Genomic DNA, 22,743 nt, shown 5'->3' on the forward strand with positions numbered 1-22,743 from the left:
GTGCCCTTCATCACCGATCGCCTGGCCGCCGAGGGAGTCGACATCGGCGGCCGGGCGTCCGGCTCCTCCGAGTCCCGTCCCACCGACGCCGAGTTCGCGAAGGCGGCGGTGGGGCGGGTCGATGCGGCGCGGATCCTGGCGCAGCTGCGCGCCAACGTCTTCGGACAGGACCACGCGATCGAGTCGATCTTCAAGACCCTCTCCGTCGTGCAGGCCGGCCTCACCGATAAGACGCGCCCCCTGGCGAGTCATCTGCTCGTCGGCCCGACGGGTACCGGCAAGACGGAGATCGTTCGGCAACTCGCCTCCGCGCTGCGGACCGGCCCGGACGACTTCTGTCAGGTGGACATGTCCGCGATGGCGCAGGAGCACTACGCGGCGTCCTTCGCCGGTGCGCCACCGGGCTATTCGGGCTCCAAGGAGGGCCTGAGCGTCTTCGACAGGGATCGCATCGAGGGCACCGTCTCCATGCCGGGGATCGTCCTGTTCGACGAGGTCGAGAAGGCGCACACGACGGTCCTGCGGGCACTGCTGCACGTTCTCGACCGCGGGCAGCTGACGCTCGCGAACGGCCAGCAGCGCTACGACTTCCGCAACTGCCTGGTGTTCATGACCTCCAACCTCGGCAGCCGCGAGCTGCGGGCCGAGCAGGAGCGCCCGTGGCACCGCGCCGGGCGCTCGGTGACGCGGGTCCTCCCCGCGGCGGCGTCCGAGCGTGTGGACCGGATCCTCGAGGGGCGCCTGGACCGCATCTCCGAGCAGTCGATCGCGCGCTTCTTCGACCCCGAGTTCCTCAACCGGATCGACGAGGTCACGCTCTTCGAGGAGCTCTCCGGTGACACCGCGCTGGCCGTCGCACGGCACGAACTGGACATGTTCGCCGAGCGGGCGCGCAAGCGCGGCGTGGACCTGAGCATCGACGCCGCGGTCGCGAAGCACCTGGTGGACACCGGTTTCGATCCGGTCTACGGCGCGCGGTCCGTGCGCCGCGCCATCCGGCACGACGCCTGGCCCGTGGTCGCCGAGGCCGTCATCGCCCACCGCGCCGCCCGGATGGCGGACACGTCGAGCAGGGTCGGCGCGGTCCTCGAGGTCGACGGTGCCGCCGTCCGCTGCCGGGTGATCGTGGCCGCATAGCGGCAATCGGATCCGGCCCGGTCGGGTCGGGCCCCGTCAGATCCGGCGCTGCAGCGCCTCGGCAGCCTGGAGCAGATCCGCCGCCCAGCGCGCGCCGGGGCGCCGCCCCATGCGATCGATCGGGCCGGACACCGAGATCGCCGCGACCACCTCGCCGCGGGGATTGCGCACGGGCGCGGAGACGCTGGCGACGCCGCTCTCGCGCTCGCCGGCGCTCTGTGCCCACCCCCGCTTGCGGATGTCCGCAAGCGTGCGCTCGCTGAAGGACGATTCGCTGCGCGGATCGCCCCAGGCGGCCAACACCTTCGCGCCGGACCCCGCCGTCATCGGCAGCCGCGAGCCCACGGGTACCGTGTCCCGCAGGCCGGAGGGCGGCTCGGCGGCCGCGATGCACACGCGGTGATCGCCTTCGCGGCGGTAGAGCTGCACCGATTCCCCAGTGATCTCCCGCAGGCGGGGCAGGACCATGGCGGCGGTGTCGATCAAGGCGTCGGCGGTGCTGGCCGCGAGCTCGCGCAGCGCGGATCCGGGGCGCCACAGGCCGTCGCCGTCCCGGGTGAGCAATCCGTGCAGCTCGAGCCCCACGGCCAGACGGTGCGCCGTGGCCCGCGGCAGGCCGGTGCGGCCGCACAGGTCGGCCAGCGTCGCGGGCTCCGCGGCGGCGGCGCGCAGCACGGCGACCGACTTGTCCAGCACGCCGATGCCGCTCACCGGGGTGAGACTTTCGGGGGCGTCGGTCGGTGCGGTATCGTGTCCCATAGTTCGATACTAGGCTCTCGCATGGTGGGATTCAACGCGCAGCCCGCGCTCACCGTCGGGGCCCGATCATGGAGCAGGTGGGAATCATGCAGCCGCGGACAATGGCAGAGAAGGTCTGGGACCAGCACGTCGTCGTCAAGGGGGAGGGTGAGGGCGCTTCGCGCGAGCCCGATCTCATCTACATCGACCTGCACCTCGTGCACGAGGTGACCAGCCCCCAGGCCTTCGACGGTCTGCGGCTGGCCGGTCGCCCGGTGCGCCGTCCCGACCTGACCATCGCGACCGAGGACCACAACGTGCCCACGGACACGCTGGTCCAGCCGATCGCCGACGAGGTCTCGCGCACGCAGGTCGAGACGCTGCGCCGCAACTGCGCCGAGTTCGGTGTGCGCCTGCACTCGATGGGCGACGGCGAGCAGGGCATCGTCCACGTCATGGGCCCGCAGCTGGGCCTGACCCAGCCCGGGATGACGGTGGTGTGCGGCGACAGCCACACCTCCACGCACGGTGCCTTCGGTGCGATCGCCATGGGTATCGGCACCTCCGAGGTCGAGCACGTGCTCGCCACGCAGACCCTGCCGCTCAAGCCCTTCAAGACGATGGCGATCAACGTCACCGGTGAGCTGCAGCCGGGCGTCACCTCGAAGGACCTGATCCTGGCCATCATCGCCAAGATCGGCACCGGCGGTGGTCAGGGCTACGTCCTGGAGTACCGCGGGAGCGCGATCGAGAAGCTGTCGATGGAAGCGCGGATGACCATCTGCAACATGTCGATCGAGGCGGGCGCCCGGGCCGGCCTGATCGCCCCCGACCGGATCACCTACGACTACCTCGAGGGCCGCCAGCACGCACCGAAGGGTGCCGACTGGGACGCCGCGATCGAGGCGTGGGACGCCCTGCGCACGGACGAGGGAGCGACCTTCGACGCCGAGGTCGACATCGACGGCAGCGCCCTGACCCCGTTCGTCACCTGGGGCACCAATCCGGGGCAGGGTGCGCCCCTGAGCGCCTCGGTCCCCGATCCGGAGTCCTTCGGCTCGGACGGTGAGAAGGAGACGGCGGCGAAGGCCCTGCAGTACATGGGTCTCGAGGCCGGCACGCCACTGCGCGACATCGCGGTCGACGCGGTCTTCGTCGGGTCGTGCACCAACGGCCGGATCGAGGACCTGCGCGCCGTCGCCGAGATCCTTCGCGGGCGCAAGGTCGCCGACGGTGTCCGAATGCTGGTGGTACCGGGCTCCATGCGGGTGCGCGCGCAGGCCGAGGAGGAGGGGCTGGGGCAGGTCTTCCTCGACGCCGGCGCGGAGTGGCGCCAGGCGGGCTGCTCGATGTGCCTCGGCATGAACCCCGATCAGCTCGCTGCCGGCGAGCGGTCGGCGTCCACGTCGAACCGGAACTTCGAGGGACGCCAGGGCAAGGGCAGCCGCACGCACCTGGTCTCTCCGGCCGTCGCGGCGGCGACCGCCGTCCGCGGCACCCTGTCCGCCCCGGCCGATCTGGCCCCCGTCGCCGGCGCCAACGCCCGCCCGTAGTCGAAGGAGAGTAGAAGATGGAAGCCATCGTCACCCATACCGGCATCGGTGTCCCGCTGCGCCGCACCAATGTCGACACCGACCAGATCATTCCCGCGGTCTACCTCAAGCGCGTGACCCGGACCGGATTCGAGGACGGCCTGTTCTCGGCGTGGCGCACCGATCCGAACTTCATCCTCAACACCCCGCCGTACGACCACGGCTCGGTCCTGGTGGCGGGCCCGGACTTCGGCACGGGCAGCTCGCGCGAGCACGCGGTCTGGGCGCTGATGGATTACGGCTTCCGGGTCGTCATCTCGTCGCGGTTCGCAGACATCTTCCGGGGGAATTCGGGCAAAGCCGGTCTCGTGGCCGCGCTCGTGGAGCAGGAGAACGTCGAGCTGCTCTGGAAGGCCCTCGAGAACGACCCGGGGCTCGAGATCACCGTCGACCTCGAGGACCGGACGGTCTCCGCCGGAGACTTGGTAGTTCCCTTCACGATCGATGACCCGGTCCGGCACCGCCTGATGGCCGGTCTGGACGACATCGGCATCACCTTGCAGCAGGCTGACGCGATCTCGGATTTCGAAAGCCGCAGGCCTGCATACAAACCCGTCACGATCTAGCTTCTCGAGAGGCCGGCGGCGGCACCGGATCGAACCGGTGCCGCCGCTTGTCTTTCCGACACACCCGCCATCAAATATGGCGTGGCTCTTGGATGAAATGCAATTGTGCGTTTACGGTGTCCCTAGTTGGCTCAGCGGTGAGCCACCGACCGCAGAGGGAAGTTGTTCATGAACAAGGCAGAACTGATCGAAGAGCTCACCGAGAAGCTGGGCACCGACCGCCGCGCCGCCGGCGCAGCCGTCGAGGCGATCGTCGACACGATCGTCCGTGCCGTGCACGCGGGTGAGTCCGTCACCATCACCGGGTTCGGCGTCTTCGAGCAGCGCAAGCGCGCCGCCCGTGTCGCCCGCAACCCGCGCACCGGCGAGACCGTCAAGGTCAAGCCCACCTCGGTCCCCGCCTTCCGCCCGGGCGCGCAGTTCAAGGCCGTGATCTCGGGTTCGGCCAAGCTGCCGTCCTCGGGCCCCGCCGTACGTCGCAGCTCCGCGACCGCGACGAAGGCCGCGCCCGCGAAGAAGGCCGCCGCGAAGAAGGCGGCCGCCAAGGCCACCGCGACCAAGGCCGCCGCGAAGAAGGCTCCTGCGAAGGTCGCCGCGACGAAGGCCGCCGCGAAGAAGGCTCCTGCCAAGGCCACCAAGGCGACCGCCGCGAAGAAGACGGCGGCGAAGGCCCCCGCCAAGAAGGCTCCGGCCAAGACCACCGCCGCGAAGAAGACCGCGGCGAAGGCCCCCGCCAAGAAGGCTCCGGCCAAGACCACCGCCGCGAAGAAGACCGCGGCGAAGGCCCCCGCCAAGAAGGCTCCGGCCAAGAAGGCCCCGGCCAAGAAGGCCGCGAAGAAGTAGCCCACGACTGCTCGACGGCGCCGGCCCGCAGTGTTCACCACTGCGGGCCGGCGCCGTAGATCTGTCGGTACGCCCGCGCGAAGTCCCTTCTGCCGACGAGGCGCCACACCACGCGCGCCGGCAGCGGCAACTGCGTCATGAGCAGGTCCCGCTGCTCAGGGGTCGCCGTGTGGAGCATGAATCCCAGGAACACGAGGCGCCGTTCCTTCGGGATCGATGCGTTACCCCGGTCGGCCAACGCCCGCCACTCGTCGACGCTCATCACCTCTCGCACGATCGGCAGGACGTGCCGCTCCTCGTCCGACAGGTGCTCGGCGAGGGAATCATTCAGGTCGCTCAGTGTGGCAGCCAGTGTCCCGCCGTCCGTGCGCCGACCGGACGCCGCGAACGCGGCCCCCTCCCGGTGGCAGCCCGCCACCAGGTCGGCGATGCGGCTGTGCTGTTCCTCCATCCTCAGGACGAGGGCCCGATCCTGCGGGGCCCTGCTCGCCAGCACCGGCCACATCAGTTCGTCCTCACCGACGTGGTGGTGATGCAGGCCGGTGAGGAGTTCGGAGAGCCAGCCGGCCAGGTCGGCGGCGCGCGATCGATCGCCGTCCGGCACAGCGGTTACGAGGTCGGGCAGGGCTGCGAGGTGGGTGCGGAAGAGGGTGTGGACGATGACCATCTCCTCGGTCTGCGGGCGGTTCGCCGTCGTCGTCATGGGAACTCCTTCTCGGTCGGTGCGGTTCCGTGCCGACGATCGCCCCCGTGGCTTGTAGAGCACTTGGAAGCCGCACCCGACCGCGGCCCGCGGCACCTACACTGAGCACCGTTATGGTGCAGATCCGGGTACTGGGGCCGCTGGAGGCCTGTGATGGGCGGGGTCGGGTCGAGCTCGGCGGCCCCAAGCAGCGCGCCGTGCTCGCCCTCCTGTTGATCGCCCGCGGCCGGGTGGTGTCGGTCGACAGGCTCATCGACGATCTGTGGCACGGGGAGCCCCCGCGCCGCGCGCTGGCAGCGCTGCAGGCCTACGTCTCCAACCTCCGGCGGCAGCTCGAGCCCGAGCGGGCGCCGCGGGCGCAAGCGCAGATCCTCGTGAGTCGAGCGCCCGGATACGCGGTCCGACTCGACACCGCACAGGTGGACGCGTGGCGGTTCGAATCCGTGCTGGAGGAATCCGGATCGACTGCGGAGCCGGCCGCGGTGCGCCGCCTCCTCGATGACGCTCTCGCGCTGTGGAGAGGTCCGGCGTACGCCGAATTCGCGGCTTCGTCCTGGGCCACCGTCGAGATCGGACGGCTCCAGGAACTGCACGCCGACGCCCGGGTACGGCAGGCCGAAGCCGTCCTGCGGTGCGGTGACGCGACCGGCGCCGTGCTGCTCGCCGACTCCCTCCGACGCGATCACCCGCTCCGGGAGGACGCGTGGCGGATCCTCGCCCACGCGCTGTACGTCGCCGGGAGACAGGGGGAGTCGCTCGGCGCGCTGCGCGAGGCGCGCGCCGTGCTCGCGGACGAGCTCGGCCTGGATCCGGGACCGGCGCTCGCGGCCCTGGAGGCGGACATCCTCGCCCAGCGGATCCCCGTCGACGTGATCCGGCGACCGCTCCCCACGTCGGCGAACCCGGCCGGCTCCGTCGCCGCGGCGACGGACGGAGCCCCCACCGTCGCGGTGGACGCCGCCGCACCCCCGCACGACGGATTGCTGGGGCGGACGGCGGAGGTCACCGCGATCGTCGACGCGGCCGAGACCGTCCGTACCGCACGCGAACCCGGGCTGTGTCTGGTCACCGGGGAGGCGGGCGACGGGAAGTCCGCCCTCCTGGGGCGTGTCGCGCGCGTCCTCCGGGCCGGGGGATGGGAGGTGGTCACCGGCCGTTGCCCCGAGGCCGAAGGCGCTCCTCCGGCGTGGGCGTGGAGTCAGGTGCTCGGAGCCCTGGGGGAACGCGGCGAGGAGGGACGGTGTCGTGCGCTCGTGGATCGGCTCGCGGGGGCGGTGTCGACGGAGCGGGCGGGCGCGGAACACTCCGCCGAGATGTCCCGGTTCCTCCTCCACCAGGACGTCGTCGAGACCCTGTCCGCAGCCGCGACGAGGGGACCCGTAGCGATCCTCCTCGACGACCTGCACCGCGCGGAGTCCGAGACGCTGAACCTCCTGATCGAGGTCGCGGAGGCGGTCCCCGTCCTGGTCGTCGGCGCGTACCGACCCGCCGAGGTCGGCCGGCACCTCGAGATCGCGCTCGGGGCCCTCGCCGTCCGGCACCCGCTCCGACTCCGGCTGCCCGGCCTCGCCCTCGAGGACGCCACCTCGCTCGTCGCCGAGTTCGCGCACCAGGCACCGTCGCCCGACACGATGCGACGGCTGCTCGAGCGGACGGGGGGAAATCCCTTCCATCTCAAGGAGAGCGCGCGCCTGCTGCGCAGCGAGGGCGAGCTCGTCGCGCTCTCGGCGGTGCCCGCCGGTGTGCGGGACGTGCTGCGCCGGCGCCTGTCGCGCCTGCCGGACGTCGCGGTGTCCGTTCTTCGCCTGGCGGCCCTCGTCGGTCGCACGGCGGATCTCGACGTGCTCGTCCTCGCGGCGGAGGTGGAGGAGGAGGTCGTCTTCGACGGTCTCGACGCCGGCCGGCTCGCGGGCCTCCTGGAGGTGGACGGGACCACGGTGAGCTTCACCCACGTTCTGGTGCGGGACACTCTCATCGGAGACCTACCGCGTCTGCGCAGGATGCGGTGGCACCGTCGGATCGCCCGGGCGTGGGAGGAGGTCGACCCCGCGGCGGTGGCGGCCATCGCCCATCACCACGGTGCCGCTCTCGGCGCCGACAACGCCGCCGAGGCACTGCGATACGCCCTCGTCGCCGCCGACCTCGCGGACGCGAGGTTCGCCTACGACGTCGCCGCGGAGAACCTGCGGGCCGCGGAGCGCGCGTGCATCCGGATCCCGGGGTACGCCGCCCGGGACCGGATCGCCCATCTGTGCCGGCTCAGCCGGACGCTGCTCGCGGACGGGCGACTCGAGGAGGCCCGCGAGACCAGGCTGCGGGCGGTGCGGCTCGCGCAGCGCTCCGACGCGGAGATGATCGACGCCGCGATCACCGCGTGGGACCTGCCGACGCCCTTGATCACCCGACGGTACGGCTCCGTCGACACGGAGATCGTCGATGCGGTGCGCGAGCGGCTCGAGCAGACCGATCCGCCCCCGGACGTTCGATGTCGCCTGCTCGTCGTCCTGATCGAGGAGGTGTACGGCGAGCGGGACGAGGTCGCGGCCGATGCGGCGAGGGAGGTGCTCGAACTGTCCGCGACGGTGGGCGATCCGCTCGTGCGCGGGCTGGCGCTCGTCGCCTACCTGACACTGCCGCGCCCCCTCACGCCGCCGGCGGAACGGGCGGAACTGGCGGACGAGCTGATCGGTCTCGGGGAGTCCGCGAATCGCGAGGTGTTCGGTCTCATCGGACATTTCACACACGTCCAATCCGCCGGCGCCGAAGGGGCATTGGACGAGGCGCGGGCTCACCTCGCGGAGATGGACCGGCTGGTGGGCATGTTCCGGTGGGGGCAGGCGATCGCTTCCAACCTGTTGATCCACGCGATGCTCGCGCACGCGGGTGGGCGCTTCGCCGAGGCGGCGGAACAGTACCGCGGGGCGGGCGACGTGTTCGCTCGTCAGCGGATCGCGGACGGAGCGGGGATGATCGCGCTCGCACAGTTCAGCGTCCGGCTCTCACTGGGGGACGTCGCGGAGTTCGCGGAGGTCCTCGGAGCGATCGATTCGTCCGCGGGGGACGTCCTGTGCGATCCGGTCGCGTTGGCGCTGCTGTCGGCGGGTCGGCGTTCCGACGCGGAGCGGGTGCGGCGCGCGGTCCGCCCGGTGCGGCGGGACTTCTTCCACTCCCTGCTGCTGACCACGCGGGGCATCGCGGTGGCGGCGATCGGAGGCCACGACGAGGTCGTCGACGTCTACGACGAACTCCTGCGCTACAGCGGCGAACTCGGCGGCGCCGACACGGGGTGCTACGTGGTCGGGCCCGTCGACACGGTCCTCGGCGATCTCGCTGCGCGACTCGGCGGACCGGCGCGTGCGGCCGACCACTACCGCGCGGCGGCGCGGCTGGCGGAGCGCTGCGGGAACGAGGTGTGGGCGCGGGCCGCGCGGGACAGGCTCCAAGAGTTCTCCTAGTGGGCCGGCGCACCGTCGGCACATGACCTCGACGAACCTCGTACACCGTCTCTCAGCCGTGCTCATCTCACTGGGGACGGCGTTCTCCGTGGCGGCGTGCAGCCTCAGTATCTCGGCCGACGACGCCACGCCCGCCCACCCTTCCGCGTCGCCGGCCTCCTCGGTCCCCGGTGCCGAAACGACGATCGCCGACTACCTCCGGGACGCCGGCATCACCGAGACGCCCGTGCACGTCGGCGATGCGTCGGCGCCGACGATCCAGTTGCCGACCCTGCCGGACTGGGTGGACGCGACGGAACAGGCCGGTGAGAACACCTATGCCGCTGTGAAGTACACGGGCGTGGCCGCCACGGATTACACGCCGAACGTGGTGGTCCTGCTCTCGCGGCTCACGGGACGCGCGATCGATCACGACGCGCTCCTCGCCGTCGCGCCCGGGGAGGTGCGCAACCTTGCGGGATACGCACCCCACGGTTCGCCGCGGACCGAGTCGTTGGCGGGACACCGCGCGTACAAGATCGCTGCGACCTACTACCTGGACGGCATGCCCGCCGTCGTCGGACAATCGACGGTCGTGATCGCCGGGCGCGACGCGACCTACATCGCGCAGATCAGTGTGACGGGGGCGCGGTCGCAGGAGCCGGTCGTCGAGGCCACTTCCCGGACGATCGACCGGGACCTACGTATTCGCGTGTAGCGGTAGCGGACTGTCGACGTGGTCCATGGTCAGCAGGCGGCCGCCCGACGTGGTGAGCACCCAGACGCTCGCCTTGCGGTTGCGGGCAGGCGGCAACCGGACGTCGTCGGCTCCCGCCCACCACGCAGTGAGCTCCGGGATCACCCCGCCCTGACTGCACACGACCGGCACGGTGCCCGATTCTTCACCGGTCCGCGCGATCTCGCGGATCCGACGGTGCGCGGCCGCTGGGTCGCGCGCGTAGGCGGTCTCCGACATCGTCGGCTCCAGGACGAGCGGGAGGCCGGTCTCGGCCGCCAGGGGCTCCAGGGTCTGCGTGCACCGCACCGGGGGAGCGGACAGCAGCCTGCCGGGCCCGAAGGCGCCCAGCAGGTCCACGAGCGCCTCGGCCTGGGCGCGGCCGTTCCGGTCGAGCGGGCGCGCGAGGTCGTCGCCCTGGTAACCCTGTTTCCGTCCCGCCTTGGCGTGCCGGACGATCAGCATCGTCGCCGTCGACTCGGGCTGCTTGCCGAAGGCGCGCAGGATCCGTTTGTCCATCGGGTACGTCAGCAGTGCGGTGCCGGCCTCCACCGGGAGCCAGCGCAATTCGTCGGTCTCCTCGTTCGGTGCGAACACGCCGGAACCGGCGAGCGCCGACCAGTAGGACACGCGCTTGCGCGCCGTCGCTCCGCCCGGGCCGTGCCGGCCGCGCCGCGGCACGTCGTAGGACACCTGGCCGATCCTGCGGACGAAACGCGCCGAGAAGCCCGTCTCCTCCACCACCTCGCGGAGTCCGCCCACGACGGCGTTCTCGTCGGGTTCGACGTGCCCCTTGGGGAGCGACCAGTCGTCGTAGCGGGGCCGGTGCACCACGGCGACCTCGGCACCGTCGGGACCGTGCCGCCACAGCACGCCCCCGGCGGCGCGGACGACGGCGCCGTCACCCTTCGCGGTCACCGCTGGCTCGCGCGGTGCGCGCGCATGAGTTCCCGTTGATGGTCGCGCACGGTCTCACCCGAGACGGGGGAGGCGTTCCAGTTGCCGTCCGCGTCGAGCACCCAGCACCGGGTGGCCGGGTCGAGCGCGGACTCGAACATCTCGGCCAGCTGCCGCGTGAGCCGGGGATCCTTGACCTGCGCCATCACCTCGACGCGCCGATCGAGGTTGCGGTGCATCATGTCCGCGCTGCCGATCCAATACTCGTCCGCACCGCGGAAGTGCAGGATCCGGGAGTGCTCGAGGAACTGGCCGAGGATCGACCGGACGGTGATGTTCTCGCTGACCCCCGGCATGCCCGGCCGCAGGGCGCAGATGCCGCGGACCACCACCTCGACGGGCACCCCGGCCTGCCCGGCCCGGTACAACGCGTCGATGATCTGCTCGTCGACGACCGCGTTCGCCTTGAGCTGCACGCCCGAGGGCTTCCCGGCACGGTGCAGCTCGATCTCCCGGTCGATCCGATCGACGATGCCCGACCGGATGCCGTGCGGCGCGACCATGAGATTGCGGTACTCCTCCTTGCGGGAGTAGCCGGTGAGCCGGTTGAACAGGTCCGTCAGATCCGCGCCCAGATCGGGATCGGCGGTGAACAGGCCGACGTCCTCGTACAGCCGCGCCGTCTTCGGGTTGTAGTTGCCGGTGCCGATGTGGCAGTAGCGGCGGATGGTCGAGCCCTCGCGCCGGACCACCAGGCAGGTCTTGCAGTGGGTCTTGAGACCGACGAGGCCGTACACCACGTGCACCCCGGCGCGCTCGAGCTTCCTGGCCCACTTGATGTTTGCCTGCTCGTCGAAGCGCGCCTTGATCTCGACCAGCGCCACGACCTGCTTTCCGGCCTCCGCCGCGTCGATCAGTGCCTCGACGATCGGCGAGTCGCCGGAGGTGCGGTAGAGCGTCTGCTTGATCGCCAGCACCTGGGGATCGGCCGCCGCCTGCTCGATGAACCGCTGCACGCTCGTGGAGAACGAGTCGTACGGGTGATGCACCAGGACATCGCCCTCACGCAGGGTGGAGAAGACGCTCTTAGGCGTCTCGCGCTCGCCGAAGGCCGGGTGCGTCACCGGGACGAAGGGCTTCTCCTTGAGGTCCGGCCGGTCCACGCCGTACAGCTCGAAGAGACAATTCAGGTCGAGGAGCCCGGGAACCGTGATCACGTCCGCGGGATCGACGTCCATCTCTCGCAGCAGCAGCTCGAGCATGTGCTCGGACATGTCCTCGGCCACCTCGAGTCGGACCGGCGAGCCGAACCGGCGCCGCGCCAGTTCCCGCTCGAGCGCCTGCAACAGGTCCTCGTCGCGGTCCTCCTCGACCTCGAAGTCGGCGTTACGGGTGATCCGGAAGACATGGTGCTCGGCCACCGTCATCCCCGGGAACAGGACATCGAGGTGGGCGGAAATGAGGTCCTCCATGGGGAGCACCGCGTAGTCCATCTGCTCCGACCGCACCGGGACCAGTCGATCCACGTTGTCGGGAACCTTGACCCGGGCGAAATGCTCGCCGCCGGTGGCGGTGTCGTGCACCGCGACCGCCAGGTTCAGGGACAGGCCCGAGATGTACGGGAACGGGTGCGCAGGGTCGACCGCCAGCGGGGTGAGCACGGGGAAGACCTGGTTGTGGAAGTACGCGGTGAGCCGCTCGCGTTCGTCCGCCGACAGCTCCGACCAGCTCAGCACCGAGATACCCCGCGCCGCCAGCTCGGGGCGCACGGCGTCACTGAACACCAGCGCGTGCTTGTGCGAGAGCTCCTGCGTGCGACGCGAGATCATCCGGAGCTGCTCGCGCGGCGAGAGCCCGTCCGCCGACCGGACGGACAGTCCCATTTGGTCGCGTCGCTTGAGCCCGGCTACGCGGACCATGAAGAACTCGTCCAGGTTCGACGCGAAGATCGCCAGGAACTTGGCGCGCTCGAGAAGGGGGAGTGACGAATCCTCCGCCATGGCCAGCACGCGGGCGTTGAAGTCGAGCCAGCTCAATTCACGGTTGAGGTACCGATCCTCGGGGAGGTCGCTGGTCACCTCCGCCGGAGCGGCGGGCGGCGCCGTCGGGATCGCCGTGATCCGGCCCGGGAGGGGCGTGGAGTTCTCGGCGGCGACGGCCCCCGGAGCGGCAGTCGATTCGGAGGCGGGTGCGGAGGGCTCGGTGGTCACCGCTCCATTCTGGCGCATGGACCGCACGAGTTCGACGCGATGTCCGGATCGGCCGCGGCGAGGGCCGCCGCGGTGTGCTCGCCCACCACGAGCGCACCGGCGAGATCCTCCGGGGTGTCCACGTCGGTGCGTAGACCGGGCCAGGGCCCGGCGTGCGCGACGGCGCCCCCGGCCCGGTGCGCCGCAGCCGAACCGACGCCGAACGCCGGGCGCAGCGGCGTGCCCGCCGGCGCGTACAGCGCGGCGGTGCCGGTTCCCGCACGGTCCGGCACGAACGCGCGACGGCCGTTCGCGGCGGCGAGGAAGGCGCCCAGCTCGCCGGCGGTGATGCCGGGAAGGTCCGCCTGCAGCGCGATAACGGCTACGGCACCGTCGTACTGCGCGACGGCGGCCTCCGCCCCCGCGGCGAGGGCCGCGTTGAGACCGCCGGGCCGCGGCTCGTCGACGGGGATCGCGCCGGCCTCCGCGGCGACCGCGCGGACCACGGGATCCGGCGACACGACGTGGACGGCGGCCACCGCGGGCACGGCGAGCGCCGCGGCCAGCGTGTCGCGGAGCATCGCCAGGACGAGCCCGGGGACCGCCTCCCGCAGTCCGGCGCCGGGCGCGGCGAACCGGGACTTCGCGGCGTCGAGTGACTTCACGGCGGTCACCACCACCACGGCGGGGGGCGCGTCGGCGCCGCGCAGTGCGGTCATGACGACCAATCTAGGCGTGCGGAACCGGCGGTGCCGCGCATGGTCGGGCGATACGCTCTCCTGCGATGCCCATGTCCGTCGGCGTGGGTGCGAGCGCGATGCGAGGAGTTGGGGTGCGATGGTCGACGTTGCGGTGATGGGGGCGGGCTCGTTCGGCACGGCGATGGCGAAGGTGTTCGCGGAGGCCACGCGGCCGGAACCGCACCGGGTCACGATGTGGTGCCGCCGGCAGGAGGTCGCCGACCAGATCAACAGCACGCGCATCAACGCGCAGTACCTGCCCGAGGGCGTCCTGCCCGAGAACCTCTCCGCCACGCACGATCCCGCGGAGGCGATGCGCGGCGCGGGGCTCGTGGTGCTGGCGGTGCCGTCGCAGACGCTGCGCGCGAACCTGCAGGACTGGGGCCACCTGATTCCGCCCGACGTCACCGTGGTCAACCTGGCGAAGGGCATCGAGATCGGCACGCTCGACCGGATGAGCGAGGTGGTCGTCGACGCCGCCGGCATCGACCGCGACCGCCTGGCCGTGCTGACGGGGCCGAACTTCGCCAAGGAGATCGCGAAGGGGCAGCCCACGCTCGCCGTCGTCGCCTCCGACAACGCCGAACGCGCCTCCCGCACGCAGTACCTGGCGCGGACGGACTACTTCCGGCCCTACACCAGCGACGACGTCGTGGGCTGCGAGATCGGCGGCGCCACGAAGAACGTGATCGCGCTGGTCTGTGGCATCGCCTCTGGCATCAACCTCGGCGAGAACTCCCGGGCTGCGATCATCACGCGCGGCCTCGCGGAGACGCTGCGCCTGGGCACGGCGCTCGGGGCGCAGCCGCTGACGCTGGCCGGCCTGGCGGGCGTCGGTGACCTGGTGGCCACCTGCAGCTCGCCGCAGTCCCGCAACTTCAGCTTCGGAGCGCGACTGGGCCAGGGCATGACCGTCGAGCAGGCGCAGGCCGCCGCGCACGGGCAGGTGGCCGAGGGGGCCAAGTCGTGCATCTCCATCGCCGACCTGGCTCGCCGCGTGGGTGTGGAGATGCCGCTCACCGAGGCCGTGCGCGCCGTCTGCTACGACGGGGTCCCCGTCTCCCGGGCGATGGACGACCTCCTCAACCGCGACGTCGGGGGCGAGTGGCGTCCCAAGGGCGACGAGTAGCCGCGACCTCCGGGGCGATCGAGCGGGCCGGTGACCGCGTGGCCCTCGGCGCGGCCGCCACGTAAGGTGGGCGACCGTGACGGAGCGAATCAGGGTGGCAGTGGTGTTCGGCGGGCGCAGCAGTGAGCACGCGGTCTCATGCGTGTCGGCGGGCAGCATCCTCGCGCACCTCGATCCCGAGCGCTACGAGGTGATCCCCGTCGGGATCACCCGGGGCGGCGCGTGGGTGCTCTCCGACGGCGACGCGCAGGCCCTGAAGTTCTCCGACCGGTCCCTGCCGAGCGTCCCCGAGGGGCCGACCGATCTCGCCTTCCTGCCCGGCGCCGAGCTGGCGTCCTTGAACGGTGCCGGGGCGGACTCGGTTGCTTCCGTGTTCGGCGCCGTCGACGTCGTCTTCCCCGTTCTGCACGGCCCGTACGGCGAGGACGGCACCCTGCAGGGGCTGTTGGAGATGGTCGGTGTGCCCTACGTGGGCGCCGGCGTCCTCGCCTCCGCGGCCGGCATGGACAAGGAGTTCGCGAAGAAGCTGCTCGCGGCGGACGGACTGCCGGTCGGCGACTTCCACGTGCTCCGCCAGCGCGAGACCGAGGTCCCCTCGGACGTGCTGCACCGCCTGGGGCTGCCGCTCTTCGTCAAGCCCGCACGGGGCGGGTCGTCGATCGGCATCACCCGGGTCACCGATCTCACCGAGCTGCCCGCCGCGATCGCCGAGGCCCGGAAGTGGGACCCGAAGGTGATCATCGAGGCCGCCGTGATCGGCCGCGAGGTGGAGATCGGCGTTCTCGAACGGCCGGACGGAGGCGTCGCCGCGTCCGCCATCGCGGAGATCGAGATGGCCGCCGACGCCGAGCACTCGTTCTACGACTTCGAGACCAAGTACCTCGACGACCGCGCGCAGTACACGGTGCCCGCGAACCTCACCGAAGAGCAGTCGGCGGTGATCCGCGACCTCGCAGTGCGCGCCTTCCACGCCTTCGACTGCCAGGGCCTGTCCCGCGTGGACTTCTTCCAGACCGCCGACGGCCCGGTCATCAACGAGGTCAACACCATGCCGGGCTTCACCTCGACGTCGATGTACCCGCGCATGTGGGCCGAGTCGGGAGTGGACTACGCCGAGCTGTTGACGCTGCTCATCGACACGGCGCTGGCGCGCGGCACCGGCCTGCGCTGAGGCTCACCGGCCGGTACGTCCCGAGGTCACTTCCCGAGATCCAGTGATGCCTGCTGCAGGTGCGCGCGGATCGCGTCCGAGGTGGCCTGCACGGCCGAGGTCCCGGCACCGTCGGGCACCCAGAGCGTGACGTACGGGCGGTGATCGACAGCGGTCCAGTAGGCGCCGCCATCGGGGGCGGGCGCGCCCGCGGGGACCGCCTGCAGCCACTGCACACCGTTGATGATCTGCAGTTTCGCCGTCGCGCTCAGCTCCGCGGGCCGGTCGGTGCCGCAGCGCAGCTCGACGGCACCGGCCTTGTCCTTGGTCCAGCGCGCGAATCCCGCGGGATCCGCGGTGTCGGTGCGCCGGAAGCCGTCGACATCGGCCGGGAGCGCGCCGAGCAGCGCCGCGCACCCCGCGTCGCCCGACGACGGTGCCGCGATCGACTTCAGGTGACCGGCCTCCGCCGCGTCGCGGGCGTCTCCCTGCTTCTGCTGCACCAGGATCAGGAACGCGATGAAGCAGGCCAGCACCGCCACCGGTAGGGCCACGGCGGTGGCGAGGAAGGCCGGGCTCCTGCGCGTGCGTGGGGCCTTGTCCCGCGGGGCCTCGGTGGTCGTGTCGTCTGCATCGCTCACGTCCGATACCGTAGCCGCGATGATGTTTCAGGAGCCGGCGAGCCCTGCGCAGTCCCCTGCGCGCACCGCCGCGGAACTGGGGGAGGACGGCGTGATCGCGCTGGCCGTGGCCGGTGTGCGGCCCGATCCCCGCGTGCTGGTCGGGCCGGGTGACGACGCCGCCGTCGTGGCCGCCGCCGACGGGCGCACCGTGATCTCGTCCGACGCGATCGTCGAGGGCCGGCACTTCCGGTTCGACCTGACGACTCCGGAGCACGTGGGGCGGCGCGCGATGGCGCAGAACGCTGCCGACATCGCGGCGATGGGCGCGGTGTGCACCGCGTTCACCGTCACGCTGGGGTGCCCGCCCGAGACCGGCGCGGACGTCATCGCGGGCATCGCGCGCGGCACCACCCGCGGCGCGGCGGACGCCGGTGGCGCCGTCGCCGGGGGAGACGTGGTGCGCACCGATCAGGTGCTGCTCGCCGTGACCGTGCTCGGCGATCTGCAGGGCCGTGCGCCGGTGTTGCTCTCGGGCGCCCGCTCGGGCGATGTGGTCGCGGTGTGCGGCACGCTCGGGCACTCCGCGGCGGGGCTGGCGGTGCTCCTCGCGGGCGTCGGCGGCCACGAGGGCCTCGTGGAGATCTACCGCTGCCCAGTGCCGCCGCTCGCCGCCGGGCCGCGGGCCGCCGCGGCCGGGGCGACCGCCCTCACCGACGTCTCCGACGGCCTGCTCCGCGACGCGCGCGCTCTCGCCAAGGCCTCGGGCGTCACCATCGCGCTCGACGGTGCGCGCCTCGACCCGGATGCCGAGCTGGTCGCCTGCGCGGCGGCACTCGGCGCCGACGCGCATCGGTGGGTGCGCACCGGTGGCGAGGACCACGCCCTACTCGCAACCTTCCCCCTGGGGACGGCCCTGCCGGACGGCTGGCGCGCGATCGGCACCGTGCTCGCACCCGGGCCGCTGCCCGCGGGCACCGTCACCGTCGACGGCGATGCGGGACCCGCCGCGGGCGGCTGGAACACCTTCACCGAGAGCGACGAGGAGGACGGACGATGACGGCGCGACCCCTGACGGACACCGTCGAGGCCGGATGGGCACAGGCCCTGGCCCCGGTCACGGACGAGATCACCGCGATGGGCGAGTTCCTGCGGGCCGAGAACGCGGAGGGGCGGGGCTACCTGCCCGCCGGCGCGAACGTGCTGCGCGCCTTCCGGCAGCCCTTCGACGACGTCCGGGTGCTCATCGTCGGCCAGGATCCGTACCCCACCCCGGGGCACGCGGTCGGGTTGTCCTTCTCGGTGGATCCGTCGGTGCGGCCGATCCCGCGGAGCCTGCAGAACATCTACAAGGAGTACTGCGAGGACCTCGATCTGCCGATACCCGCGAACGGCGACCTCTCGCCGTGGTCGCGGCAGGGCGTGCTGCTGCTGAACCGCGTGCTGACGGTGCGCCCGGGCGAGGCCGCCTCGCACCGCGGCAAGGGCTGGGAGAAGGTCACCGAGTGCGCGATCGACGCGCTGGTCGCGCGGGACGCGCCGCTGGTCGCGATCCTGTGGGGCCGCGACGCGGCGTCGCTCGGGCCGCGGCTCGGGGACGCACCACGGATCGAGTCCGTGCATCCGTCGCCGCTGTCCGCCTCGCGGGGTTTCTTCGGCTCGCGCCCCTTCTCGCGGGCGAACGAGGCGCTGGCCGGGCTGGGCGCGGAGCCGATCGACTGGCGGCTGCCGCACCTCGCCGCGGCGCTCTGATCCGGGGCACCGGGCACCGGGCCGCGGACGCCTGGATACGAGACGCGGCGGATACGCCGAAGGCCCGCCACCTCGGAGGTGACGGGCCTTGGCGGAAAGCGCTACTCGCGTACTACCCGCGAACGACCTTGCCGGCCTTGATGCACGAGGTGCACACGTTCAGGCGACGGGTCTGGCCGGGCGCGACCTGGGCGCGCACGGTCTGGATGTTCGGGTTCCACCGGCGGTTGGTACGCCGATGCGAGTGCGAGACCGACTTACCGAAGCCGGGGCCCTTGTCGCAGACGTCGCAGACGGCAGCCATAGTCGTGTACTCCTCGCAATAGTTGAAAACCTGTGCTTCGCCCCGCCGGCCCTGAACATGTGGAACACACGCCCGGACGCGAGGCAACCCTGCAAGCATAGCCGAGGGCGCCGACGGAGCCAAACCGCTCTGCGGGCCCGTACCTGTCGGGCCCGACCACTAGGCTTGCGGTCGTGACGGGACCGATGGTGGCGGACGGGCGCGTGGTGGTCGCCTGGCTCCAGCGCGCGGTCCTCGGCCTGGAACGCGCCGTGGACGAGATCAACGCGCTGAACGTGTTCCCCGTGGCGGACGCCGATACGGGGACGAACATGCTGGTCACGCTCCGTGCCGCGGCGCGCGCGGCGGAGGAGGCGGACCGCACGGAGGGGCCGCACGCCGTGGCCCGGGCAACCGTGGCCGGGGCGGTCGCCGGAGCCCGCGGCAACTCGGGCGTCATCGTTTCCCAGATCATGCGCGGCCTGGCGGGGGAGCTCGGTCCGGACGCGGACCTCACGGCGGAGGGGCTCGCGACCGGGCTGCGCAAGGGCACCGACCTCGTGACGACGGCCGTCGCCGACCCGATCGAGGGCACCATCCTCTCCGTCCTGCGGGCGGGGGCCGACGGTGCCGGGGCCGCGCTGGCGGGCGGGGCGGACCTGCCCGCGTGCGCGCGGGGCGCCGCGGACGCCGCGTTCGACGCGCTGCTGCGCACCCGCGACCAGCTGGCCGACAACGCCGCCGCGGGGGTCGTAGACGCCGGCGGCCGAGGACTGCTCGTGCTCCTCGACGCGCTCGTCCAGGTGACCGCCGGCACGGCGCCCGAGCGGCCGCGGTTCACCCGGCGGATCGCGCCGCACGTGCAGGTGCACGTCGGTGAGAGCGACGGGCACGCGCATCACCACGGCGAGGACCCGCCGCGCGGTCCCCACGCCGACTACGAGGTGATGTACCTGCTTCCCGACGCGACCGAGGCGGCAGCGGCGCGCCTGCGCGGCGAACTGCAGACCTTCGGCGACTCCGTCGTCGTGGTGGCCGCCGCCGATCCCGATCCGGTGGCCACCTGGTCGGTGCATACGCACACTACGGAGCCGGGGCGGGCGATCCAGGCCGGCCTGGCCCACGGCAAGCTCCGCAGCATCGCGGTGAACGTGCTGCAGGAGACGGGGCACACCGAGACCCCCCTGCAGGCGCTGCTCGACGCGCCCCGGGCCATCGTCGCCCTCGTCTCCGGCGACGGTGCCGCGGAGCTGTTCGCGGGCGCGGGTGCCGAGGTGATCCGCTGCGATCAGGGCATGACCCACGCCGAGTTGCTCGCCGCGCTGCACCGCTTCGAGGGCCGCGAGGTGCTGCTCATGCCCAACGGAGCCCTGCCGACCCCCGAGCTGCTGGCGGTCGCCGCCCGCTCCCGGGAGTCGGGCGTGCTCGTCACGCTGCTGCCCACCTCGTCGATGGTGCAGGCGATCGCGGCGCTCGCGGTGCACGAACCCTCGGGACACGCCGCCGACGACACCTACTCCATGGCGGAGGCGGCGGCCGGGGCGCGCTGCGGCTCCGTCGTCGCGGTCACCGAGGACGCCCTGACGATCCTCGGCCCCTGCGGCCCCGGCGACTACCTGGGAATGGTCGGCGGCGAGGTGGTGGTGCTCGAGGAGGATCAGTACTCCGCCGGAGAGGCGCTCGCGGAGCTGCTGCTCGCCACGGGCGGCGACATGGTCACGGTGCTCCTCGGCGACGCGGGCGACGGCGACTTCCCCGATCGGGTGAGCGCGGCGCTGCGCCCGGACCGGCCCGAGGTCGAGGTCGTGGGCTACCGCGGCGGGCAGACCGCCAGCGTGATGGAGATCGGTGTCGAATGACCGCTGCACGCGACCTCACGCTGCAGACGCCGCTGGCGCAGGCGCTCGATCCTGAGATCGCCGAGCTGGTCACCACGGAGCTCGGGTTGGACACCGTCGGGGACCTGCTGCGACACTTCCCGTTCCGGTACGAGGGCGGGGCCGTCGAGGACGACGGTACGCGCCGCTCCGAGCCCCGGATCGGCGACGACGTGGTGGTCATCGGGACCGTCACGGCCATCACGCCGCCGCGGGCGCACCACCGTGGCAAGAAGATGTTCAAGGTGCAGGTGGTCAACAAGGTCCGCGCCTACGACGTGACCTTCTTCAACTACCTGCCCAAGCCGATCCAGCCCGACCGCCAGCTGTTGCTGATCGGCAGGCTCGGCGAGTTCAACGGCAAGCTGCAGCTGACGCACCCCGAGTGGCTCGTGCTGCCGGACACGACGATCACCTCGGCGGAGGCCCTGGCCGCGAACGAGGCGGGCTCGACCAAGGCCGGTTCGAAGCGGCTCAAGTTCGCGGACCTCAGTCTGCTGATGCAGCCGACCGTCCCGATCTACCACGGCACCAAGAACATGCCCACCTGGCTGATCCTCTCGCTCGTCGACGCTGTGCTGAAAAGACTCGCACCCGTGCCGGAGTCGCTGCCCACCTCGTTCCTCGCCCTGCACGGCCTGATGAGCCTGGACGAAGCGGTGCGCGCGGCGCACAAGCCCGACGGTCGAGCACAGTCGGAGGAGGCCAAGCGCCGGCTCGCGTTCGACGAGGCCGTCGCCATCGAGACCGCCCTGGCGCGTCGGGCGCACGACGTGGGCACCGTCGCCGCCCCACCGCTGCACGCGCCCGACGGTTCGCTGCAGGCCGGTCTGCGCGAGCGACTCCCGTTCTCCCTCACCGCCGGCCAGGAGGAGGTGCTCGCCGAGATCCTCGCGGACCTGGCGCGCGATCACCCGATGACCCGGCTCCTCCAGGGTGAGGTGGGCTCGGGCAAGACGCTCGTGGCGCTGCTGGCGATGCTCGCCGCGGTCGACGCGGGGCACCAGGCGGTGCTGCTGGCCCCGACCGAGGTCCTCGCGACGCAGCACCTGCTCTCGATCTCGAAGATGCTGGGCGACCTCGCGGAGGCGGGGCAGCTGGGCGCGGCCGATGCCGCCACCACGGTGACGCTGCTGACGGGGTCCATGACGGTCAAGCAGCGGCGGGCGGCCTTGTTGCGCATCGTGACCGGCGAGGCGGGGATCGTCATCGGGACCCACGCGCTCCTGGAGGACACGGTCGAGTTCTTCCGGCTCGGCCTGGTCGTGGTCGACGAGCAGCACCGATTCGGCGTGGAGCAGCGGGACCGGCTGCGGCGCAAGGGCACCGGTACCTCCGATGAGGACACGCCCGACGAGACGATGCCGCACCTGCTGGTGATGACGGCCACGCCGATCCCGCGCACCGTCGCCCTGGCCCAGTTCGGCGACATGGCGACCTCCGTGCTGCGCGAGCTGCCGCGCGGGCGGCAGCCGATCCAGACCTCGGTGGTCCCGGCGGACCGGGAGGCATGGGTCGCCCGGGCGTGGGCACGCGTCGACGAGGAGGTCCGTGCGGGGCGTCAGGTCTACGTGGTGTGCCCCCGCATCGGCGACGACGCGACGGGGGAGCAGGCCAAAGCGTCGTTCACGGACGAGGACTACGACTTCGAGGGAACCACTGCCGCCCCGAAGGATTCGACGCGCGGGGCGGCCCGCGACGCGCAGCCCGACGACAGTGAGAAGCCGAAGACCGTCTCGGCGCTCGAGATGCACGACGAGTTGGCCGCCGGGCCGCTCGGCGAGCACCGGATCGCGCTGCTGCACGGCCGGTTGCCCGCGGAGGAGAAGGCCGAGATCATGGCCGCCTTCGCCGCCGGCGAGATCGACATCCTGGTGGCCACCACCGTGATCGAGGTGGGTGTCGACGTGGCGAACGCGACCACGATGGTGGTTCGCGATGCGGACCGGTTCGGCATCAGCCAGCTGCACCAGCTGCGCGGCCGCGTCGGACGAGGCGGCCTGCCCGGGCTGTGCCTGCTCATCACGGCGAGCGGATCCGAGCGCACGCTGGGGCGGCTGAACGCGGTGGCGGACACCGTCGACGGCTTCGCCCTCGCCCAGCTCGACCTGGAGTACCGCGGCTTCGGCGACATCCTCGGCGTGGACCAGTCCGGGCTCGCCCGGCGCCTGAGCTTCCTGGACCTCGCGACCGACGGGGACGTGCTCGCCGCGGCGCGGGACCTCGCCTACGAGATCGTGGGCGAGGACCCGGAACTGGAGAGCCACCCCGCGCTGCGGGCGATGAACGAGGTCGTCCTCGGCGGCGAGCGCGGCGACTACCTCGACAAGGCCTGAGGCGCACGAGCAACCGGCGAC

At 72.0% G+C, this 22,743-nt stretch carries 19 protein-coding genes; 12 read left to right on the top strand and 7 right to left on the bottom strand.

Annotated elements, in window-relative coordinates:
* Positions 1–1,137 (top strand): AAA family ATPase, encoded by a 1,137-nt coding sequence (locus tag AXK60_RS15565; RefSeq protein ID WP_068572311.1) that lies wholly within the window; start codon positions 1–3, stop codon positions 1,135–1,137.
* Positions 1,138–1,173: 36 nt separating this feature from the next.
* Here AXK60_RS15565 and AXK60_RS15570 read toward each other — a convergent pair whose 3' ends face one another.
* On the bottom strand, positions 1,174–1,896 hold the full coding sequence (locus AXK60_RS15570; protein ID WP_068572313.1) for an IclR family transcriptional regulator: 723 nt from the start codon (positions 1,894–1,896) through the stop codon (positions 1,174–1,176).
* An 86-nt stretch (positions 1,897–1,982) separates the two neighbouring features.
* Here AXK60_RS15570 and leuC point away from each other — a divergent pair, with 86 nt between their 5' ends.
* From leuC to AXK60_RS15585, 3 genes are all read left to right on the top strand, one after another.
* On the top strand, positions 1,983–3,428 hold the full coding sequence (leuC, locus tag AXK60_RS15575; RefSeq protein ID WP_139057987.1) for a 3-isopropylmalate dehydratase large subunit: 1,446 nt from the start codon (positions 1,983–1,985) through the stop codon (positions 3,426–3,428).
* A gap of 17 nt (positions 3,429–3,445) precedes the next feature.
* Entirely contained in the window at positions 3,446–4,033 is a 588-nt protein-coding gene (gene leuD, locus AXK60_RS15580) for a 3-isopropylmalate dehydratase small subunit (RefSeq protein WP_068572317.1), read from the top strand.
* A gap of 168 nt (positions 4,034–4,201) precedes the next feature.
* A complete protein-coding gene (locus tag AXK60_RS15585; RefSeq protein WP_068572325.1) occupies positions 4,202–4,876 on the top strand; it encodes an HU family DNA-binding protein in 675 nt (224 codons plus the stop codon).
* A gap of 34 nt (positions 4,877–4,910) precedes the next feature.
* Here the strand turns inward: AXK60_RS15585 and AXK60_RS15590 are convergent, their stop codons facing one another.
* On the bottom strand, positions 4,911–5,579 hold the full coding sequence (locus tag AXK60_RS15590; protein WP_068572327.1) for a hemerythrin domain-containing protein: 669 nt from the start codon (positions 5,577–5,579) through the stop codon (positions 4,911–4,913).
* Positions 5,580–5,692: 113 nt separating this feature from the next.
* Between AXK60_RS15590 and AXK60_RS15595 the strand changes: the two genes are divergently transcribed.
* A complete protein-coding gene (locus AXK60_RS15595; protein ID WP_068572329.1) occupies positions 5,693–9,034 on the top strand; it encodes an ATP-binding protein in 3,342 nt (1,113 codons plus the stop codon).
* A 22-nt stretch (positions 9,035–9,056) separates the two neighbouring features.
* Positions 9,057–9,731: an LpqN/LpqT family lipoprotein gene (locus AXK60_RS15600; protein ID WP_068572331.1), complete on the top strand. Its 675-nt coding sequence runs from the start codon at positions 9,057–9,059 to the stop codon at positions 9,729–9,731.
* Here AXK60_RS15600 and AXK60_RS15605 read toward each other — a convergent pair.
* Genes AXK60_RS15605 through cofC form a run of 3 tightly spaced genes read right to left on the bottom strand, consistent with a single transcriptional unit; the run spans position 9,714 to position 13,554 of the window.
* Positions 9,714–10,667: an NUDIX hydrolase gene (locus AXK60_RS15605; protein ID WP_068572333.1), complete on the bottom strand. Its 954-nt coding sequence runs from the start codon at positions 10,665–10,667 to the stop codon at positions 9,714–9,716. The genes AXK60_RS15600 and AXK60_RS15605 overlap by 18 nt on opposite strands.
* Positions 10,664–12,874, bottom strand: a complete 2,211-nt coding sequence (locus tag AXK60_RS15610) for an RNA degradosome polyphosphate kinase (RefSeq protein WP_082778061.1) — start codon at positions 12,872–12,874, stop codon at positions 10,664–10,666. The genes AXK60_RS15605 and AXK60_RS15610 overlap by 4 nt, the downstream gene beginning before the upstream one ends.
* Positions 12,853–13,554 carry a 2-phospho-L-lactate guanylyltransferase gene (gene cofC, locus AXK60_RS15615; protein WP_068572337.1) on the bottom strand — a complete coding sequence of 234 codons (702 nt, stop codon included), beginning with the start codon at positions 13,552–13,554 and terminating at the stop codon, positions 12,853–12,855. The genes AXK60_RS15610 and cofC overlap by 22 nt, the downstream gene beginning before the upstream one ends.
* Positions 13,555–13,672: 118 nt before the next feature.
* Between cofC and AXK60_RS15620 the strand changes: the two genes are divergently transcribed.
* Both AXK60_RS15620 and AXK60_RS15625 read left to right on the top strand, forming a co-directional pair.
* Entirely contained in the window at positions 13,673–14,704 is a 1,032-nt protein-coding gene (locus AXK60_RS15620) for an NAD(P)H-dependent glycerol-3-phosphate dehydrogenase (RefSeq protein WP_068572338.1), read from the top strand.
* Between the two features lie 76 nt (positions 14,705–14,780).
* A complete protein-coding gene (locus AXK60_RS15625; RefSeq protein ID WP_068572340.1) occupies positions 14,781–15,875 on the top strand; it encodes a D-alanine--D-alanine ligase family protein in 1,095 nt (364 codons plus the stop codon).
* Between the two features lie 26 nt (positions 15,876–15,901).
* On the opposite strand, the gene AXK60_RS15630 is transcribed toward AXK60_RS15625, so the two are convergent.
* A complete protein-coding gene (locus AXK60_RS15630; protein ID WP_068572342.1) occupies positions 15,902–16,495 on the bottom strand; it encodes a DUF3515 domain-containing protein in 594 nt (197 codons plus the stop codon).
* 19 nt (positions 16,496–16,514) lie between these two features.
* Between AXK60_RS15630 and AXK60_RS15635 the strand changes: the two genes are divergently transcribed.
* Complete coding sequence (locus AXK60_RS15635; protein ID WP_231855432.1) at positions 16,515–17,534, top strand: thiamine-phosphate kinase; 1,020 nt, start codon at positions 16,515–16,517, stop codon at positions 17,532–17,534.
* A complete protein-coding gene (locus AXK60_RS15640; protein WP_068572344.1) occupies positions 17,531–18,226 on the top strand; it encodes a uracil-DNA glycosylase in 696 nt (231 codons plus the stop codon). The genes AXK60_RS15635 and AXK60_RS15640 overlap by 4 nt, the downstream gene beginning before the upstream one ends.
* A gap of 112 nt (positions 18,227–18,338) precedes the next feature.
* Here AXK60_RS15640 and rpmB read toward each other — a convergent pair whose 3' ends face one another.
* Positions 18,339–18,530 carry a 50S ribosomal protein L28 gene (gene rpmB / locus AXK60_RS15645; RefSeq protein WP_068521417.1) on the bottom strand — a complete coding sequence of 64 codons (192 nt, stop codon included), beginning with the start codon at positions 18,528–18,530 and terminating at the stop codon, positions 18,339–18,341.
* Positions 18,531–18,703: 173 nt separating this feature from the next.
* Here rpmB and AXK60_RS15650 point away from each other — a divergent pair, with 173 nt between their 5' ends.
* Both AXK60_RS15650 and AXK60_RS15655 read left to right on the top strand, forming a co-directional pair.
* Complete coding sequence (locus tag AXK60_RS15650) at positions 18,704–20,368, top strand: DAK2 domain-containing protein (protein WP_139057988.1); 1,665 nt, start codon at positions 18,704–18,706, stop codon at positions 20,366–20,368.
* Positions 20,365–22,722, top strand: coding sequence for an ATP-dependent DNA helicase RecG (locus AXK60_RS15655; protein ID WP_068572348.1), 2,358 nt, complete (start codon positions 20,365–20,367; stop codon positions 22,720–22,722). Before AXK60_RS15650 ends, AXK60_RS15655 begins: the two co-directional genes overlap by 4 nt.
* Positions 22,723–22,743: the final 21 nt, after the last annotated feature.

Origin of the sequence: Tsukamurella pseudospumae (assembly GCF_001575195.1) — a bacterium.
Taxonomy (GTDB): Bacteria; Actinomycetota; Actinomycetes; order Mycobacteriales; family Mycobacteriaceae; genus Tsukamurella; species Tsukamurella pseudospumae.

Excerpts from the sequence above, each read along its gene's own strand:
- AXK60_RS15570 (WP_068572313.1), bottom strand. The coding sequence starts at position 1,896 with ATGGGACACGATACCGCACCGACCGACGCCCCCGAAAGTCTCACCCCG.
- leuC (WP_139057987.1), top strand. The coding sequence starts at position 1,983 with ATGCAGCCGCGGACAATGGCAGAGAAGGTCTGGGACCAGCACGTCGTC.
- leuD (WP_068572317.1), top strand. The coding sequence starts at position 3,446 with ATGGAAGCCATCGTCACCCATACCGGCATCGGTGTCCCGCTGCGCCGC.
- AXK60_RS15585 (WP_068572325.1), top strand. The coding sequence starts at position 4,202 with ATGAACAAGGCAGAACTGATCGAAGAGCTCACCGAGAAGCTGGGCACC.
- AXK60_RS15590 (WP_068572327.1), bottom strand. The coding sequence starts at position 5,579 with ATGACGACGACGGCGAACCGCCCGCAGACCGAGGAGATGGTCATCGTC.
- AXK60_RS15595 (WP_068572329.1), top strand. The coding sequence starts at position 5,693 with ATGGTGCAGATCCGGGTACTGGGGCCGCTGGAGGCCTGTGATGGGCGG.
- AXK60_RS15600 (WP_068572331.1), top strand. The coding sequence starts at position 9,057 with ATGACCTCGACGAACCTCGTACACCGTCTCTCAGCCGTGCTCATCTCA.
- AXK60_RS15610 (WP_082778061.1), bottom strand. The coding sequence starts at position 12,874 with ATGCGCCAGAATGGAGCGGTGACCACCGAGCCCTCCGCACCCGCCTCC.
- cofC (WP_068572337.1), bottom strand. The coding sequence starts at position 13,554 with ATGACCGCACTGCGCGGCGCCGACGCGCCCCCCGCCGTGGTGGTGGTG.
- AXK60_RS15620 (WP_068572338.1), top strand. The coding sequence starts at position 13,673 with ATGGTCGACGTTGCGGTGATGGGGGCGGGCTCGTTCGGCACGGCGATG.
- AXK60_RS15635 (WP_231855432.1), top strand. The coding sequence starts at position 16,515 with ATGATGTTTCAGGAGCCGGCGAGCCCTGCGCAGTCCCCTGCGCGCACC.
- AXK60_RS15640 (WP_068572344.1), top strand. The coding sequence starts at position 17,531 with ATGACGGCGCGACCCCTGACGGACACCGTCGAGGCCGGATGGGCACAG.
- rpmB (WP_068521417.1), bottom strand. The coding sequence starts at position 18,530 with ATGGCTGCCGTCTGCGACGTCTGCGACAAGGGCCCCGGCTTCGGTAAG.
- AXK60_RS15655 (WP_068572348.1), top strand. The coding sequence starts at position 20,365 with ATGACCGCTGCACGCGACCTCACGCTGCAGACGCCGCTGGCGCAGGCG.